Source organism: Sphaerisporangium cinnabarinum (assembly GCF_055567015.1).
This window is the reverse complement of sequence record NZ_JBVHRG010000008.1, coordinates 1-14792: the sequence shown is the minus strand read 5'-3', so window position 1 is coordinate 14792 and position 14792 is coordinate 1. Positions and strand designations below refer to the sequence as shown.

Annotated in this window: 16 protein-coding genes; 6 read left to right on the top strand and 10 right to left on the bottom strand. The window is 76.3% G+C overall.

Going from position 1 to position 14792, the window contains the following annotated elements; genetic code table 11:
* Nucleotides 1-93: 93 nt before the first annotated feature.
* The 6 genes from ACZ4MO_RS12545 to ACZ4MO_RS12520 all read right to left on the bottom strand — a co-directional run bounded on the left by ACZ4MO_RS12545 (nt 94) and on the right by ACZ4MO_RS12520 (nt 6139).
* Nucleotides 94-777, bottom strand: a complete 684-nt coding sequence (locus tag ACZ4MO_RS12545; protein ID WP_114553396.1) for an SDR family oxidoreductase — start codon at nt 775-777, stop codon at nt 94-96.
* A gap of 85 nt (nt 778-862) precedes the next feature.
* Nucleotides 863-1321 carry a PASTA domain-containing protein gene (locus ACZ4MO_RS12540; protein WP_175010106.1) on the bottom strand — a complete coding sequence of 153 codons (459 nt, stop codon included), beginning with the start codon at nt 1319-1321 and terminating at the stop codon, nt 863-865.
* Between the two features lie 267 nt (nt 1322-1588).
* Entirely contained in the window at nt 1589-2905 is a 1317-nt protein-coding gene (locus ACZ4MO_RS12535; protein WP_255437403.1) for an NAD(P)/FAD-dependent oxidoreductase, read from the bottom strand.
* A 256-nt stretch (nt 2906-3161) separates the two neighbouring features.
* A complete protein-coding gene (locus ACZ4MO_RS12530) occupies nt 3162-4955 on the bottom strand; it encodes an AMP-binding protein (protein ID WP_175010105.1) in 1794 nt (597 codons plus the stop codon).
* A gap of 260 nt (nt 4956-5215) precedes the next feature.
* Complete coding sequence (locus ACZ4MO_RS12525) at nt 5216-5488, bottom strand: hypothetical protein (RefSeq protein WP_499279008.1); 273 nt, start codon at nt 5486-5488, stop codon at nt 5216-5218.
* 18 nt (nt 5489-5506) lie between these two features.
* The gene (locus ACZ4MO_RS12520; RefSeq protein ID WP_175010103.1) at nt 5507-6139 is read right to left on the bottom strand and encodes a methyltransferase domain-containing protein; all 633 of its coding nucleotides are present in this window, start codon (nt 6137-6139) and stop codon (nt 5507-5509) included.
* Between the two features lie 37 nt (nt 6140-6176).
* On the opposite strand from ACZ4MO_RS12520, the gene ACZ4MO_RS12515 reads away from it, so the two are divergent.
* Nucleotides 6177-7628 (top strand): FGGY family carbohydrate kinase, encoded by a 1452-nt coding sequence (locus ACZ4MO_RS12515; protein ID WP_222592437.1) that lies wholly within the window; start codon nt 6177-6179, stop codon nt 7626-7628.
* A gap of 33 nt (nt 7629-7661) precedes the next feature.
* Nucleotides 7662-8402, top strand: a complete 741-nt coding sequence (locus ACZ4MO_RS12510) for an MOSC domain-containing protein (RefSeq protein ID WP_499279007.1) — start codon at nt 7662-7664, stop codon at nt 8400-8402.
* A 3-nt stretch (nt 8403-8405) separates the two neighbouring features.
* On the opposite strand, the gene ACZ4MO_RS12505 is transcribed toward ACZ4MO_RS12510, so the two are convergent.
* Together ACZ4MO_RS12505 and ACZ4MO_RS12500 are read right to left on the bottom strand one after the other, a co-directional pair.
* A complete protein-coding gene (locus ACZ4MO_RS12505) occupies nt 8406-8963 on the bottom strand; it encodes a PH domain-containing protein (RefSeq protein ID WP_108047013.1) in 558 nt (185 codons plus the stop codon).
* A gap of 22 nt (nt 8964-8985) precedes the next feature.
* Nucleotides 8986-9633, bottom strand: a complete 648-nt coding sequence (locus tag ACZ4MO_RS12500; RefSeq protein WP_175010100.1) for a histidine phosphatase family protein — start codon at nt 9631-9633, stop codon at nt 8986-8988.
* 478 nt (nt 9634-10111) lie between these two features.
* Between ACZ4MO_RS12500 and ACZ4MO_RS12495 the strand changes: the two genes are divergently transcribed.
* The 3 genes from ACZ4MO_RS12495 (at nt 10112) to ACZ4MO_RS12485 (ending at nt 11825) form a co-directional block, all read left to right on the top strand.
* Entirely contained in the window at nt 10112-10738 is a 627-nt protein-coding gene (locus tag ACZ4MO_RS12495; RefSeq protein ID WP_175010099.1) for a DinB family protein, read from the top strand.
* A 46-nt stretch (nt 10739-10784) separates the two neighbouring features.
* A complete protein-coding gene (locus tag ACZ4MO_RS12490) occupies nt 10785-11483 on the top strand; it encodes a DsbA family oxidoreductase (protein ID WP_074803424.1) in 699 nt (232 codons plus the stop codon).
* 162 nt (nt 11484-11645) lie between these two features.
* A complete protein-coding gene (locus ACZ4MO_RS12485) occupies nt 11646-11825 on the top strand; it encodes a hypothetical protein (RefSeq protein ID WP_021483013.1) in 180 nt (59 codons plus the stop codon).
* A 79-nt stretch (nt 11826-11904) separates the two neighbouring features.
* Here ACZ4MO_RS12485 and ACZ4MO_RS12480 read toward each other — a convergent pair whose 3' ends face one another.
* Together ACZ4MO_RS12480 and ACZ4MO_RS12475 are read right to left on the bottom strand one after the other, a co-directional pair.
* The gene (locus ACZ4MO_RS12480) at nt 11905-13005 is read right to left on the bottom strand and encodes a DNA-3-methyladenine glycosylase family protein (RefSeq protein WP_255437402.1); all 1101 of its coding nucleotides are present in this window, start codon (nt 13003-13005) and stop codon (nt 11905-11907) included.
* A gap of 166 nt (nt 13006-13171) precedes the next feature.
* Nucleotides 13172-13759 (bottom strand): ribonuclease H family protein, encoded by a 588-nt coding sequence (locus tag ACZ4MO_RS12475; protein WP_076404413.1) that lies wholly within the window; start codon nt 13757-13759, stop codon nt 13172-13174.
* 205 nt (nt 13760-13964) lie between these two features.
* On the opposite strand from ACZ4MO_RS12475, the gene ACZ4MO_RS12470 reads away from it, so the two are divergent.
* A complete protein-coding gene (locus tag ACZ4MO_RS12470) occupies nt 13965-14702 on the top strand; it encodes a VTT domain-containing protein (protein ID WP_175010098.1) in 738 nt (245 codons plus the stop codon).
* Nucleotides 14703-14792: the final 90 nt, after the last annotated feature.

Here is a 14792-nt window from a genome sequence, read left to right as displayed (position 1 = left end):
GGCGCCCTGACCGGCCGGTGCACCCACGGGGCCGGGACCGTCTTCCTGCGAGGGCGGTCCCGGCCCCGTCGTGCGCGGTGCGCGGGCGGTCGGTCAGCGCTCGAGCGCCTCGAGCACCGGGGTGTCGCCCGCGGTGAAGCGGATGAACCGGCCCACGGTCGAGGGCGTGCGCAGCGCCTGGGCGACCACCATCGCGACGTCCGCGCGCGAGACGCGGGAGGCCGCGCCGTCGGGCACGTCGTCCGCGCCGTCGAGGCCGTCCGGGCCGTCGCCGACGACGCGGATCGCCCCGGTCGGGTCGTCGTCGGTGAGCGTGCCCGGCCCGAGGACGGTCCAGTCGAGGTCGGTGCCGCGCAGGTGGTCGTCGGCGGCGAGCTTGGCGTCGGCGTAGGCGAAGAAGCTCGAGTCGGGGTCGACGCCGTGGTCGGGCACCGACCCGATCCACGACACCATGACGTAGCGCGGCACCCCGGCCGCGACGGCGGCATCCATGGTGCGGCCGGCGGCGTCGCGGTCGACGGCGTACGTCCGCTCGGGGTCCCCGCCGCCGGCGCCGGCCGACCACACGACGGCGTCGAACCCGTCGAGCGCGGCGGCGATCTCCTCGGTCGAGGCGTGCTCGACGTCGAGCAGGAGCGGCTCGCCGCCCAGGCGGCGGACGAGCGGGAGCTGTTCCTCGGCGCGCACGATCCCCGTCACGGTCGCGTCGTGGTCGACGAGGATCGGGACGAGCAGCCGGCCCACCTTGCCGTGGGCACCGACGAGGGCGATCTTCATGCGGCGGACTCCTGTCTGTGGAGGGTGAGAGTCCACCGTCCTCCGCCGTCGTCCGCGCCGCCACCCGAAGCAGGTCAGGAGCGCGTCACGGGCACTGCTTCGCGTTCGGGGCGGCGTCGAGCGTCACGGTCTGCGACGCGCGCACGAGGTCCCCGCCCTCCGGGTCCTGCGCGCACACCGTCCAGCCGTTGGCCGCGCCGGGCAGGGCGCCGGACCGCGCGTCGCGCGCGTCCACGACGACGACCGTCACCGCGCCGCGCTGCTCCAGGTCGGCACGCGCCTGCTTGAGCCGCGTCTCGACGAGGTTGGGCATGGAGAACGCCGGCTCGATCTCGACCGAGACCTCGACCCCGTCCGAGCTGCCCGGCTCACCGGGGCCGCCCGTCGGCTCCCCGGTCGGGTCCGGCGTCGGCTCCACGGTCGGCTCGGAGGTGGGGGTCGTCGTCGGCTGCGACGTGGGCGACGGCGACGGGCTCCCCGGGCCGCCCGGCAGCCCGTCCACGCGGCACCCAGCGAGCGCGGTCACGGCCACGACGGCGAGCACGACCGCTCGTGCGCGCCGCGGTGCTCGCACGGCCCGCGGCCGCGCGCCGTCGCGCGTGCCGTCGTCGTGCTTCCTGCTGTGCGTCCGGCCCGTCGTCGACGACGGAGCCGGGATACGTGCTACCACCACACTGCCCCCGGTTGCCCCCTGAAACTGCTTGCGCACTCGAGGGTACGCGACGGGCGCACGGTGCGCGGCCCGAGAGCCGGCACGCGACCGGAGACCTCGCGAGCCAGCCGTCGCCCGGCGCGGGGCGCTGTCGCCGTCTCAGGGGCGCCCGGGGCCGGTGCGCTTCGGCGGGCGCACGGTCGGCACGTCGCCGACGATCGGGATCGGCCGCCGGTGGAACGGGAAGCCGTAGCGCGTGACCAGGCCCGCGAGCGTCGTCAGGCGGTTGCGCGGCCCGATGAGGCCCATGATGTGGACGAACAGCCACGCGAGCCACGCGACGCCGCGCGTGAGCCGCAGCCTCCCGACGACCTCGGCGATGGCCGCGCGTCGGCCGATGACCGCCATGGTGCCCTTGTCGAAGTACCGCAGGGACGTTGTCGGGCGCCCGGCGAGCAGCGCCTCGATGTTGCGCGCGACCTGCTCGCCCGCCTGGATCGCGGGCTGCGCGAGCTGCGGCAGCCCGGCGGGCGAGATCGCGATGTCGCCCGCCGCGAACACGCCCGGCAGGCCCTCGACCTGGAGGTCGTCGCCGACGACGACGCGCCCGCCCTCGCCGCGCGGCAGTCCCCAGTCGTCGACCTCCTCGTGCGGGTGGACGCCCGCCGACCACACCGTGAGGTCGGAGCGGATGCGCGTGCCGTCGGTGAGGACGACGGCGTCGGGCAGCACCTCGGCGACCCCGGCGCCCAGGTGCAGGCCGACGCCGCGGCGGCGCAGCTCCTCCGCCGCGTACCGGCGCAGCTTCGGGTGGAACGACTTGAGCACCTCGCCGCCGCGCTGGACGATCTTCACCTCGAACGCGTCGCCGTGGATCTCCGGGTATGCGGGTCGCAGGCCCGCGGTGCGGAGCTCCGCGAGCGCCCCGGCGACCTCGACGCCCGTCGCGCCGCCGCCGACGACGACGACCCGCAGGCCCTCGTCCTTGCCGGGGTTCGCCGCCGCCTTCTCGAGGCGGATGAAGAGCGTGTCCCGGATCTTCATGGCCTGGGACCGCGAGTACATGGGGAACGAGTTCTCCTTGGCACCGGGGGTGCCGAAGAAGTTGGCCGTGACGCCGTTGGCGACGACGAGGTAGTCGTAGTCGACCCACTCGTCGTTGAGGAGGCGGATGCGGCGCGTCTCGTGGTCGATGCCGACGAGGTGCTCGTGCACGACCCGCACGTTCTTCTGCTTGAGCCGCAGCCCGCGCAGGAAGTAGGTGACGTCGCCCGGGTTCAGGCCGCCCGTCGCGACCTGGTAGAGCAGCGGCTGGAACGTGTTGTAGACGCGACGGTCCACGAGCGTCACGCGCACGGGCGCCTTCGCGAGCCCCTTGACGACGGCGAGCCCGGCGAACCCGGCGCCGACCACCACGACGTGCGGCAAGGGGGCGGCGGCTGCCGGTACGGGGGCAGCGGTGACGGGCTCGGGCACGTGGCCTCCTCGGGGCGACGGGGTGGGAGAGCGCCGGTGCCCGCCCGACTGCGTCGCGGACGTCGCCGACGACGTGTGCCAGGTTACGGCGAACCCCGCCCCCACGCCGAACAGGCGCCCGGCCCCCGAGGGAGAGCCCTGGTCCCGCGAGGTAGAGCCGTGGTCGCTCGAGGTAGAGGCGTGGTCGCGACCATGCCTCTACCTCGGCGGACCGGGGCTCTACCTCGCGCGTTCGGCGTGTGGGTGTGCGTCGTAGTCAGGAGCGGTGGTGCTCGACGTCGTCGCGGCCCAGGAGGTCCTCGCGGACCACGCGGCGCAGCACCTTGCCGATCTGCGAGCGCGGCAGCTCCGGCACGACGGCGAGCGTGCGGGGGAGGGCGTAGCGAGCGAGGCGCTTCTCGCCCCACTCGCGCACGGCGGCGAGATCGACGCGCGGGGGCGAGGCGGCGTCGTCCGCGTCGTCGAGCACGACGACGGCGGCGACGTGCTCGTCGGAGCCGGAACCCGGCACGCCCACGACGGCGACGTCCCGCACGCCGGGCATCCCGCGCAGGTGCTCCTCGACCTGCGACGGGTAGACCTTGAACCCGCCCGTGACGATCATCTCCTTGATGCGGTCGACGAGCGTGACGAGGCCGGCGTCGGGGCCGTCCAGGGCCACGCGCACGACGTCGCCCGTGCGGAGCCACCCGTCGTCGAGCAGCTGGTGGGCGGTCTCCTCGGGGCGGTTCCAGTAGCCGCGGAACACCTGCGGGCCGCGCACGAGCAGCTCGCCGCGCACGGTGCGCACGCCGTCGTCGGACGCCTCCGACGGCTCGGCGTCGCGCAGGTCGCCCGCGTCGAGCGCGTCGGCGTCGACGACGCGGATCTCGGTGCTGGGGAACGGGAGCCCGAGGGTGCCGGGGCGGCGGTCGTCGGAGCACGGGTTGCCGAGCGAGACCGGTGACGTCTCGGTCATGCCGTAGCCCTCGATGAGCAGGCCGCCCGTCGCGTCCTCCCAGCGCTGCGCCGTCTCGGCCGTGATGGGCATCGCGCCGGCGAACGCCAGGCGGATCGAGGTGAGGTCGGAGCCCGCGCCCGCGGCGTCGGCCGCGGCGGTGACGATCCGGTCGAACATGGGCGCGACGCCCGGCAGGAACGTCGCGGGCCTCCGTGCCTGGGCGGCGACGAACGCCTGCGGGTCGAACTTGGGGAACGCGACGAGGGTCGCGCCGATGCGTGCGGGGAGCGTGAGGCAGAACGTCAGGCCGAACGCGTGGAAGAACGGCAGCACGCCGTAGACCGTCTCGGCACCCTCCTCGAACGAGGCCCACGCCTGGCCCTGGACGACGTTGGCGACGAGGTTGCGGTGCGTGAGGACCGCGCCCTTCGGGGTGCCGGTCGTGCCGCCGGTGTACTGCAGCAGGGCGACGTCGTCGGCGGCGGGGTGGGGCAGCGCCGGGGGGAGGGCCCGCGCCCGCCGGACGAGGTCGTGCCAGTCGGGCACGCCGGCGGGGAGCGGCGTGCGCAGCGCGTCGCGCTGCGCCCGGGCCCGGGCGACGGGCAGACGCAGGGCGAGGCGGCTGCCGCGCGGCAGGTCGCGCGCGATGTCGAGCCCGACGACGCGGCGCAGCCCGGGCACGTGGGTGCGGGCCTCGAGCACGGCCGGGACCGTCTTGGTCCACACGACCGCGACGCTCGCGCCGGAGTCGGCGAGCTGGTGGGCGAGCTCGTCGGCCGTGTACGTCGGGTTGTGCTCGACCACGACGGCGCCCAGCCGCTCGACCGCGTAGAACGCGACGACGTGCGACGTCGCGTTGGGCAGCACGAGCGCGACACGGTCGCCGCGCCGGACGCCGAGGTCGTGCAGGGCGCTCGCGGCGCGCTCGACCTGCGCCACGAGCTGTGCGTACGTGGTGGTAGCGCCGAAGAAGTCGACCGCGACGCGGTCCGGCCAGCGCTCGGCCGCGCGGTAGAGAGCGGCCGTGACCGGCTCGTCCGGCACCACGACGTCCGTCGGGACGCCGGGTGCGTAGCGGTCGGTCCACGGCCTCGTCGCCAGAGTGTTCACTACGCCACCGTAACCTACGGTTGCGTAGGTTGTGTGCGGCAGGGGTGCCGAGCCGGGGAGAGCGTCGTGGCGCGAGACGTCAGCCCGCGAGGACGCGGTCGAGCGCCGCGCCCCACGGGTCCCCAGTGCGCCTTGCCGCACGGGCACGGGGACGGGGAGCAGCAGGCGCGGCGCGAGCACGGCAGCCACCGCCGTTCCTTGAGCTGGAGCTCCGGCGTCGGATCCATGCGCTGCACCCGCACGGCCAGGTCGGCCGTCGCTCAGGCGGGGTGCCAGCGCGCGCCCCAGCGGCAGGTCAGGCGTCCGCCCGACGTCGCCGCGTGGGCGCGCACGCCCGCCTCCACGGCGTCCGCGACGCCGTGCGCGGCCGCGTCCGTGTCGGCGAGGAAGCGCACGGTGACGCGCGCCTCGCCGCGGACGACGCCGACGTCATACGCCTCGACGGTCGTGAGGGCGCGCGCCGCGGCGGCGGCCGCGGGCAGCACGGCCTCGGGGTCGGCGCCCGGGTGCAGGAGGCCCACGGCCAGGGTCACGCGGTACGACGGCACGGCTCAGGCCGCGCCCGGCCGGGGCGCCGCGTCGCTGAGGACCGCCACGAGGAAGTCGGCGTCCGGGGTCCAGGGGCGCAGGTCCCACGTGGCCAGGGCGAGGTCGAGGTGCAGCCCGGCCTCCGTGGCGTCGGCGAGGAACTGCTCGGGCGGGTACCCGCGACCGGTGCCGAAGCCCACGACGGCGCGCCCGCCGGGCGCGAGGTGGGCGCGGAAGCGGCGCAGCACCTCCACCTCGGTGCCCGGCGCGAGGAACGTCACGACGTTGCCCGCGCACACGACGAGGTCGAACGGCTCGGTGACGCCCTCCGTGGGCAGGTCGAGCTCCGCGAGGTCGCCCACGAGCCAGTCGGGTCCCGGGTGGTCGGTCCGCGCCGCGTCGATCAGGACGGGATCGACGTCGACACCCACGACGGCGTGCCCGCACGCGAACAGCTCGGCGCCCACGCGGCCCGGCCCGCAGCCCGCGTCGAGGACCCGGGAGCCGCGCGGCAGCATGGCGTCGACCAGGCGGGCCTCGCCCGCGAGGTCGGCGCCCCGGGCGGCCATGGCCCGGAAGCGTTCGACGTACCAGGTCGAGTGCGAGGGGTCGGCGGCGGTCTTCTGCTCCCAGCGCGAGGGACGGGTGGCGCTCATGCCGCCGACGCTACCCGGGCGTGGGAGAGTCGGTCCCGTGACCTTGGTCCCCACCACCCTCGGCGTCGACCTCGGGACGAGCGGGCTCAAGCTCGTCCTCCTCGGCCGTGACGGGTCGGTCGTGGCGGAGTCCGAGGCGGCGTACGACGTCGAGCACCCGCGTCCCGGCCGATCCGAGTCGGCCCCGACAGCCTGGACGACGGCGCTCGGCACCGCGCTCGACGACCTCGCCGCCCGCGCGGCCGGGCTCGGGGACGTCGCGGTGCGCGCGGTCGGCGTCGCGGGCCAGATGCACGCCGCGGTGCTCGTGGACGCGGCGGGGGACGCCGTCGTGCCCGCCGTCCTGTGGACGGACGCGCGCGCGACCGACCGGCTCGACCGCTGGCGCGCGCTGCCCGACGCCGTGCGCGCGCCGCTCGCCAACCCCCTCGTGCCGGGGATGACGGGGCCCGTGCTCGACTGGTTCGCCGCGCACGACCCCGGGGCGCTCGACCGCGCGGCGCACGTGCTGCTGCCGAAGGACGTCGTGCGTGCGTGGCTCGTCGACGACGCCGCCCTCCCCGTCGCGACGACCGACCGGTCCGACGCCGCGGGCACGCTCCTGTGGGACGTGCCCGCGGACGCGTGGGCGGCCGACGTCGTCGCGCACCTCGAGCTGCCAGCCCGGCTCCTGCCGGGCGTGGCCCCGTCGGACGCCGTCGCCGGGACCACCGCCCGGGTCGCGCGCTGGTTCCCGGCGAGCGGGACCGCGGTGCCCGTCGTCGTGGGCGGCGGGGACACCCCGGCCGCGCGGCTCGCCGTCGGGGCGCCCGGGCTGCACGTCAACCTCGGCACGGGCGCCCAGGTCATGGCGGCCCTCGACCAGCCGCAGCCCGCGCTCGACCCGGTCGTGCACACCTTCGCGGACACCGGGTCCGGCGCGGCCGCGCGCTGGTACCGCCTCGCGGCCCTGCAGAACGCCGGTCTCGCGCTCGGCTGGGCGCTGCGCGTGCTCGGGCTGGGCTGGTCCGACGGCCTCGCGCTCGCGCGGACCGTGCCCGACGGCGCGGGCGGCGTGACGTTCCTGCCGTTCCTCACCGGGGAGCGCGGCGGGGTCGCCGGTCCCGGCGCGCGCGGCGCGTGGACCGGCCTGCGCGAGGGCACGGGACGGCCCGAGCTCGTGCGCGCCGCCGTCGAGGGGATGGTGTTCGCGGTCGCGGCGGCGGTCGACCTGCTCGAGACGGCGCCCGGCGCGGTCGTCGTGACGGGCGGCGGGTCGCGCGACCCGCTCGTGCGCCGCCTCCTCGCCGACGCGCTCGGCCGGCCCGTCCACCGCGTCGGGCTCCGCAGCGCGACCGCGGTCGGGGCGGCGCTGCTCGCCGCGCGGGGCACGGGCGAACCGGTCGAGCCGGTGGTCGCCACGGACGAGCCGGAGCTGCCGGGCCCGGACCGGGCGGACGTCGTCGAGCACCTCGCGCGCTGGCGGGAGGCCGCGGCGGCTCTCGGGTGACGCACGCGGGGCCGACCCTGCGAGAATCGGGGGATGTCCACCGCACCAGCCGTGACGACCGGGACCGCGCCCGTCACGGACCTCGCCTCCAGCGCCCCGACGGGCGAGATCCTCGCGGTGTGCCGCGTGCACGCCCTCCTGCCGGACGCGGGGCCCGTCGGCGCCACGGCGATCGACAAGCGGCCCGTCACGGGACCGGTGAAGGTGCGGCGGCTCGGCCTCTACGCGGACCTGCAGGCCGACCGCGCGAACCACGGCGGCGAGGAGCAGGCGGTGTACGCGTACGGGCAGGACGACGCGGACTGGTGGGCCGGCGAGCTCGGCCGCGACGTCCCGCCCGGCCTGTTCGGCGAGAACCTGCGCGTGGAGGGCATCCCGGTCACGGCGGCCGTCGTCGGCGAGCGCTGGGCCGTGGGCACCGCCCTCCTCGAGGTCACCCAGCCGCGCACGCCGTGCTCGACGTTCGCGCGCCGCCTCGGCGAGGACCGGTGGGTCAAGCGGTTCACCGTCGCGAACCGCACCGGTGCGTACCTGCGCGTCGTGCAGCACGGCGAGCTGCGCGCGGGCGACGCGGTGACGGTCTGCTACCGCCCCGAGCACGGGGTGACGCTCGCCGACTGGTTCGGCGCCTGGAACGGGCGCGGCGCGGACCGCGAGCGCGCGGCCGGGCTCGCGCGCCGCCTCCTCGCCGCCCACCTCGAGGGCGACGTGACGCTCACGGACGAGCTGCGCGCCCGCGCCGAGATCGCGGCCGGACGCCGGATCGAGGACTGAGCGTCAGCGCTCCGCGCGGGGGATGCGCGGGCCGCGACGACCGCGGGGCGGTTCGTTCGGCGGCCACTCGCCGTCGTCGGAGCCGTCGTCGGCGGTGAAGAGCAGGTCGTGCAGGCGCACCTGCACGTTCTCGACGTCCGGCACGTCGTGGAGGTTCAGCCCGGGCTTGTCGGTCGCGTCGGAGATGACGAGGGTGCCGCAGCCGAAGATGCGGTCGATCGGGCCCTTCTCGTAATTGACGTCGTTGATCCGGTAGAGCGGGATGTCGCGGCCGGTGCGCGTGATGATGCCCGAGCGCATGGCGATGCGCTTGTTGGTCACCGTGTACTCGGTGGTGCGCCAGCGCAGCCACGGCACGAACACCCAGACCACCGCCGCGACCAGCGCGACGCCCGCCACGACCCACCGGACCACGTCGTTCGGGACCAGCAGGACCGTGACCACGACGGCGGCGACCAGCACGACCAGCAGCACGAACGGCCAGAACAGCGCCTTGGCGTGCTCCTTGAGCTCCATGACGACGTGCTCGCCCTCGGTGAGGTGCTTCTCGCTCAGTCCCATGGGCAGCATCGTGCCACCCGCACTACCCCTGCGCGGCCAGGTTCCAGCCCTCGACCGTGCGCAGCCCGTGCCCGTAGCCGAGGAGGCAGATCGCCGCGGTGCCGAGCTCGAACCGCGCGCCCAGGGACGGGTCGAGCCCCAGCCAGACCGTCGCGAGGACGCGCAGCAGGTGGCCGTGCGCGAACAGGACGACGTCGCCGCCGTCCTGGAGCGTCGGCTCGACGCGCCCGAGCACCCGGGCGGCCCGCGCGGCGACCTGGTCGAGCTCCTCGCCGCGGTGCCCGTCGGGCGCCGCGAGGACGTTCACGCCGTCGCGGAACAGCAGCCACTCGCGCCCGAGGTGCTCGCCGACCGCGCCCGAGGTGCGGCCCTCGACGGGCCCGTAGTCCCACTCGGCGAGGTCGTCGTCGGCCTCGGCCGCCGGGAAGCCTGCCAGGTCGGCGGTCCGGCGCGCCCGCTCCCGCGGGCTCGTGAGCACGATGGCGGGCCGCCGTCCCCGCCGGTCGGCCCACCCCTGGAGCCACACGCCCGCCGCGACGGCCTGCTGCTCGCCGGCGACGGTGAGCGGGACGTCCGAGCGGCCCGTGTGACGGCCGGTCGCGCTCCACTCCGTCTCGCCGTGGCGGACGAGCACGAGCTGCGGGTCGGGGGAGGGGGCGGTCGCGGTCACGGGTCGGCCTTCCTGCGTCGGGGTTCCTCAGCAGGATGGCCCCGGCGGGCGGACGACGCGCGGCGACGGACCGGGTCGGCCGGTGCCGGAGGGCCCGGCCGACGGGGGACGGCGGGGGTCAGCCGGGGATGCCGTCGAGGCCGTTGACCGCGAGGAAGACGACGAGCGCGCCGAGCAGGACGACGGCGAAGCCGGTCGCGACGAGCAGGACGGTACGGGGGCGGACGCGCACGAGGACTCCGGGCCTGGGGGACGGTCGGTCCTCCTCATTCTCGCGCAGCGTCGCGGCGGTGCGGTCCGCGGGTACGGCCCGCCCGGGTGGCCCGGGGTGCGGCCGCGGGGGTGCGGCCGCGTTGACACGCCCTGCGGGGCCCGGCAGGGTGGCCGGACGCGTGGTCGGGACGGCCGCGCGGACGACGACGTCGGCGACCGCGCCGCGGCGGGACGCCGACGGTGCCGGTCCGGGGGAGGAACCGCGATGGTGCACGAGACGGCGGACGGACAGACCGCGTACGGCAGCCCGGAGTTCGACTGGTCGATCCTCTCGGTGCCGACGGCGCTCGCCGTCGTGCGGGGGCAGCTCGGCTCCTCGTGGCTCGAGCTGAGCGACCGGCTCGCGACGCTGACGCAGGCGGAGCTCGAGTGGGAGCCGGGCCCGGACGCGCTGCGGGTCGTGCGGCGGGGCGCCGAGCGCGCGCCGCGCACGCTCGGCGCGGGCGAGTGGGTGATGGAGTGGCCGGAAGGCCCGGACTCGCCGCAGCCGCGCACGGTCGCGTGGCTCGTCGCGCACCTCACCGAGGCGTTCTTCGAGCGGTGGGAGTGGACGTTCGGGCCGCACGAGCGGCGCCGGGACGCGGTGACCTTCTCCGGGGAGGTGGGCCCCGCCGTCGCCGGGCTGCGGCGCGAGGTCGACCGCTGGCGCGCGGGCGTCGACGGCCTGCCCGACGACGGGGCGTTCGCGGTCGGGCTCAGCCAGGCGACGGAGATCGACGCGCAGGCGCCGTTCGCCCACCTCGTCGCGCACATGAACCGCGAGCTCGTGCACCACGGGGCCGAGATCATGGTGCTCCAGGACCTGCACCGCGCGGCGCACGGCACCGACTGACCGGGCTGCGGGAATCGCGCGGGCGTCCAGATGGTTGAAGCGTCACATGACCACGAACAGCCCGGCCCCGACGGACGCGGCGGCCCCCACGGTGAAGATCGACATCTGGTCCGACGTCGCGTGCCCCTGGTGCTACGTCGGCAAGCGGCGTCTGGAGACGGCGCTCGGCCGGCTCGCGGAGGCCGGTGACGGTCCCCAGGTCGACATCGAGTACCACTCGTTCGAGCTCGCTCCCGACACGCCCGTCGACTTCGACGGCACGGAGGTCGACTTCCTCGCCGGGCACAAGGGCATGCCGCGCGCCCAGGTCGAGCAGATGCTCGGGCAGATGACGCAGCTCGCCGCGGCCGAGGGGCTGCGCTACGACTTCGATGCGCTCCAGCACACGAAGACGCTCACGGCCCACGAGCTGCTGCACCACGCGAAGGCGCACGGCAAGCAGGTCGAGATGAAGGAGCGGCTGCTCAAGGCGTACTTCGAGGAGGGCCGCCACGTCGGCCGGGTCGAGGAGCTCGCGGACCTCGCGGCGGAGGTCGGGCTCGACCGCGCCGAGGTCGTCGCGGCGCTCGAGGACGGGCGCTGGGCAGACGACGTGCAGGCCGACATCGACCAGGCGCGCGCCTACGGGATCAACGGCGTGCCGTTCTTCGTGGTCGACGGCCGGTACGGCGTCTCGGGCGCGCAGGACCCCGCGGTGTTCGTCCAGGTGCTGCAGCAGGCGGTCGCGGAGCGCGACGCGGCCTGAGCCGCGGCGTCCTGCAGGACGTCGGGACGCGCCGCGGGAGCGACGCATCTCACACCGTGTGCGGTGGAACTGCGACTCGGTATCACCCAGACTTGACGCAGCCCGCACCGACGCCGGCCCACACGTGCACCGGCGCCCGTGAATCCCACGAGGAGGCCTCAGATGACGGACACCACCACGAACCTCTACCACTCGATCGCGAACCCGCGCCGCACGACGCTCATGACCGTGAGCGCCGCAGACGCCGCCGCCCCGCACCGTGAGCCCGCGCCGGGCCTCACGCTCGTGGGCGCCGACGACGCCGCGGTGTGCGTCGACGGGTCGTGCGCGCTCCCCGAGTAGCCCGTGAGTGCCGGAAAGAGTCGCCGGAACGCCTCGTTCCGGCGACTCTTTCATGCACTCAGCGAGGGGCGGGGGCCGGTCAGTTGCGGCGGTGGTCCTGGATCGACAGGCGTGGGCCGCGCCGCGGGGCCTGCGCCCGGCCCGAGACCTCGAGCAGACGCACGACGCGGTAGCGGTGCGGGGCGTACGGGGCCAGCAGCTCGAGCATGCGCTCGTCGTCGACGCGCTCGCCCACGAGCGCCCACCCCACCGCCTTCGCCAGGTGGTAGTCGCCCACGGACACGGCGTCCGGGTCGCCCAGCGCCCGTTGCGCGACCTCGGCCGCGGTCCACACGCCCACGCCGGGCACGGCCTGCAGCCGGGCGTGCGCGGCCGGCGCGCCCTGGGCGTCGCGCAGCCGGTCGCACTCCTCCAGGCGCCGCGCGACCCGCGCCGCCGCGACGACCGTCCGCGCGCGGCCCGGGTCGACGTTCGCGCGGTGCCAGTCCCAGGTCGGGACGCGCGCCCAGGTGGCCGCGTCCGGCACGACGAGCATGCCGGCGTCGCCCGCGGGACCCGGGGCGCGCTCGCCGTGCCGCCGCAGGAGCCAGCCCCACGAGCGCCACGCCGCGACGGACTGCACGCGCTGCTCGAGGATCGCCGGCACGAGCGCCTCCAGCACGCGGCCCGTGCGCGGGATCCGCAGTCCCGGGCTGCGGCGGTGGGCGTCGCGCAGCACGGCGGGCGGGGCGAAGCCCGCGTCGTCGTCGTCCTCGCCGAGCAGGCGGGGCAGGCCGTCGAGCACCTCCGCGGCGCCCGGCCCCCACGCGTGCCCGACGACGTCGCACGGCCCGGTCTGCACCAGCCGGTACGCCGCGGGCCCGCTCTCCGCGCGGGTCGTGCGCCACACGTCGCCGGAGGGCGTGCGGCGGAACGTCGGGTCGTAGGGGCCGCGCGCGAGCCGGTCGAGCGTGAGGTGCAGGTCGAGCGGCCGGCCCGACCGGAAGCGACGCGCGAGCGGTGCGCCGGGTTGCGTCGTCGGGCGGGGCTGGGTCGGCGGGCCGGGTGGCGTCGTCGGGCGGGGCTGCGTCGTCGGGCCGGGCTGCGTCGTCGGGCCGGGCTGCGTCGTCGGGCCGGGCTGCGCGAGGTCGCCGACCACGCGCTCGGCGGGCACGCGGCCCGTGCTCGGCAGGATGGTCACCCGTCCATCGTCGCACCCGCCGCCGACGCCCGGCCCCGCCGCTGACCACCACCCCTCCGCCGAGCACAACGTTGCTGGCGGTATGGGCCCTCTGGCGACAGCAGGGTCGTGCTCGACCCGGGGCAGGGTCGTGCTCGGCGAGCCGGGTCGGTCGAACCGAGCCGGATCAGTCGAACAGGGTGTCCATGTCCCACGCCGGCTCGGGGGCGGCCTGCCGGGGCGCGGGTGCACCGCGGTCGGCCGCGGCCGGTGCGGGCACGCGGCCCGGCGACCGGGTCGGGTCGCCGAGCTCGGGCACGAGCGTGCCGTCGAGGTCCCCGCGGCCCGCGGCCCAGTCCTGGGCGGCGAGGCCCGCGAGCTGGTCCGCGCGCTCGTTGAACGGGTCGCCCACGTGGCCCCGCACCCAGCGGAACCGCACGGGCCCCGCGCGCTCGGCGATGACCCGGTCGATCGCCTGGACGAGCTCGAGGTTCTTCACGGGCTGGCCGCCCGCCGTCCGCCACCCCTTGCGCTTCCAGGCGACGACCCACTCGGACGCGCACTTGATGGCGTACTGCGAGTCGGACTCGATGAGCAGCGGCTCCGCGCCCGGGTGCGCGCGGACCGCCTGGAGCAGCGCGGTGAGCTCGGCGACCTGGTTGGTCCCGCTCACGGCGCCGCCGGAGTCGAACGTGCCGTCGTGGTTGATCCACGCCCACCCGATGGCGCCGCCCGGGTTGCTCAGGCACGAGCCGTCGGTGCTGACAGTGATCACAGCGCTCCTCGATCACGGACGACCCCGCCCGCCGGCTGCGGCGCGGGGAGGCGAATGCGTCGGCGCCATTGTCCCCCGCCCGGGAGGGTCGTGGTGCACGCGTCCGACGGCGCCCGTCCCGACGCCGTCGCTCGGGGTCGCCTCAGGGGAGAACCGGGGGGATACCCCATGGTGCGGCGGGGCGGCGCCGTCGAGGCTGGGACGCATGGTCGCGTGGGTCGTGGAGCTGTGGGGACAGGTCGAGTCGTGGCTGCTCGCGCTCGTGGACTCGGCGTGGGCGCTCCCCGTGCTCTTCGCGACGACCGCCGGTGACGGGTTCTTCCCGCCGATCCCGGGCGAGACGGTGATCGTCATGCTCGCCGTCGCGGCCCAGTCGGGCGGCGGCGTCGCCTGGGGGCTCGTGCTCGCGGTCGCCGCGCTCGGCGCCTGGTGCGGTGACCAGCTCGCCTACGCCCTGGGCCGCGCGCTCGGCACCCGCGCCCTGCCCGCGCTACGGGGCACGCGCGGGCGGCGCGCCGTCGAGTGGGCCACACGGTCCCTCGACCGGCGCGGCGCGTCCGTCGTGCTCGGGGCGCGGTTCGTCCCCGTCGGGCGCACCGCCGTCAACGTGACCGCCGGTGCGGTCGGATTCTCGCGGCGCCGGTTCATGGCGCTGTCCGCCGTCGCCTCCGTGACGTGGGCGACGTACTCCGTCGTCATCGGGACGCTCGCCGCCGCCTGGGTCGGCGACAGCCCGCTGCTCGCCGTCGTGGTGGGCGTCGTGGGGGGCATCCTGCTCGGCGTCCTCGTCGACACCGCCGTCCGGTTCCGTGCGGCACGACGCGAGCGGGCCCTGGCCCCGGTGCCCGGCCTGGCGCCGGTCGCGGCAGCCGCCGCGGTGACGGGCACCGCGCCCGAGGAGACCGACCCCGCCCTCGTCCCGTGCCCCGGCGCCGCGAGCTAGGTGTACTGACCAGGAGCGTTATTGACGTAGCGAGAGACCTCCGTGTCGAGTGGGAGCTGTCTAGGAACCCGGCTCGTGCCAACGGAGGTC

Excerpts from the sequence above, each read along its gene's own strand:
- ACZ4MO_RS12545 (WP_114553396.1), bottom strand. The coding sequence starts at position 777 with ATGAAGATCGCCCTCGTCGGTGCCCACGGCAAGGTGGGCCGGCTGCTC.
- ACZ4MO_RS12520 (WP_175010103.1), bottom strand. The coding sequence starts at position 6,139 with ATGAGCGCCACCCGTCCCTCGCGCTGGGAGCAGAAGACCGCCGCCGAC.
- ACZ4MO_RS12510 (WP_499279007.1), top strand. The coding sequence starts at position 7,662 with ATGTCCACCGCACCAGCCGTGACGACCGGGACCGCGCCCGTCACGGAC.
- ACZ4MO_RS12505 (WP_108047013.1), bottom strand. The coding sequence starts at position 8,963 with ATGGGACTGAGCGAGAAGCACCTCACCGAGGGCGAGCACGTCGTCATG.
- ACZ4MO_RS12495 (WP_175010099.1), top strand. The coding sequence starts at position 10,112 with ATGGTGCACGAGACGGCGGACGGACAGACCGCGTACGGCAGCCCGGAG.
- ACZ4MO_RS12490 (WP_074803424.1), top strand. The coding sequence starts at position 10,785 with ATGACCACGAACAGCCCGGCCCCGACGGACGCGGCGGCCCCCACGGTG.
- ACZ4MO_RS12485 (WP_021483013.1), top strand. The coding sequence starts at position 11,646 with ATGACGGACACCACCACGAACCTCTACCACTCGATCGCGAACCCGCGC.
- ACZ4MO_RS12470 (WP_175010098.1), top strand. The coding sequence starts at position 13,965 with ATGGTCGCGTGGGTCGTGGAGCTGTGGGGACAGGTCGAGTCGTGGCTG.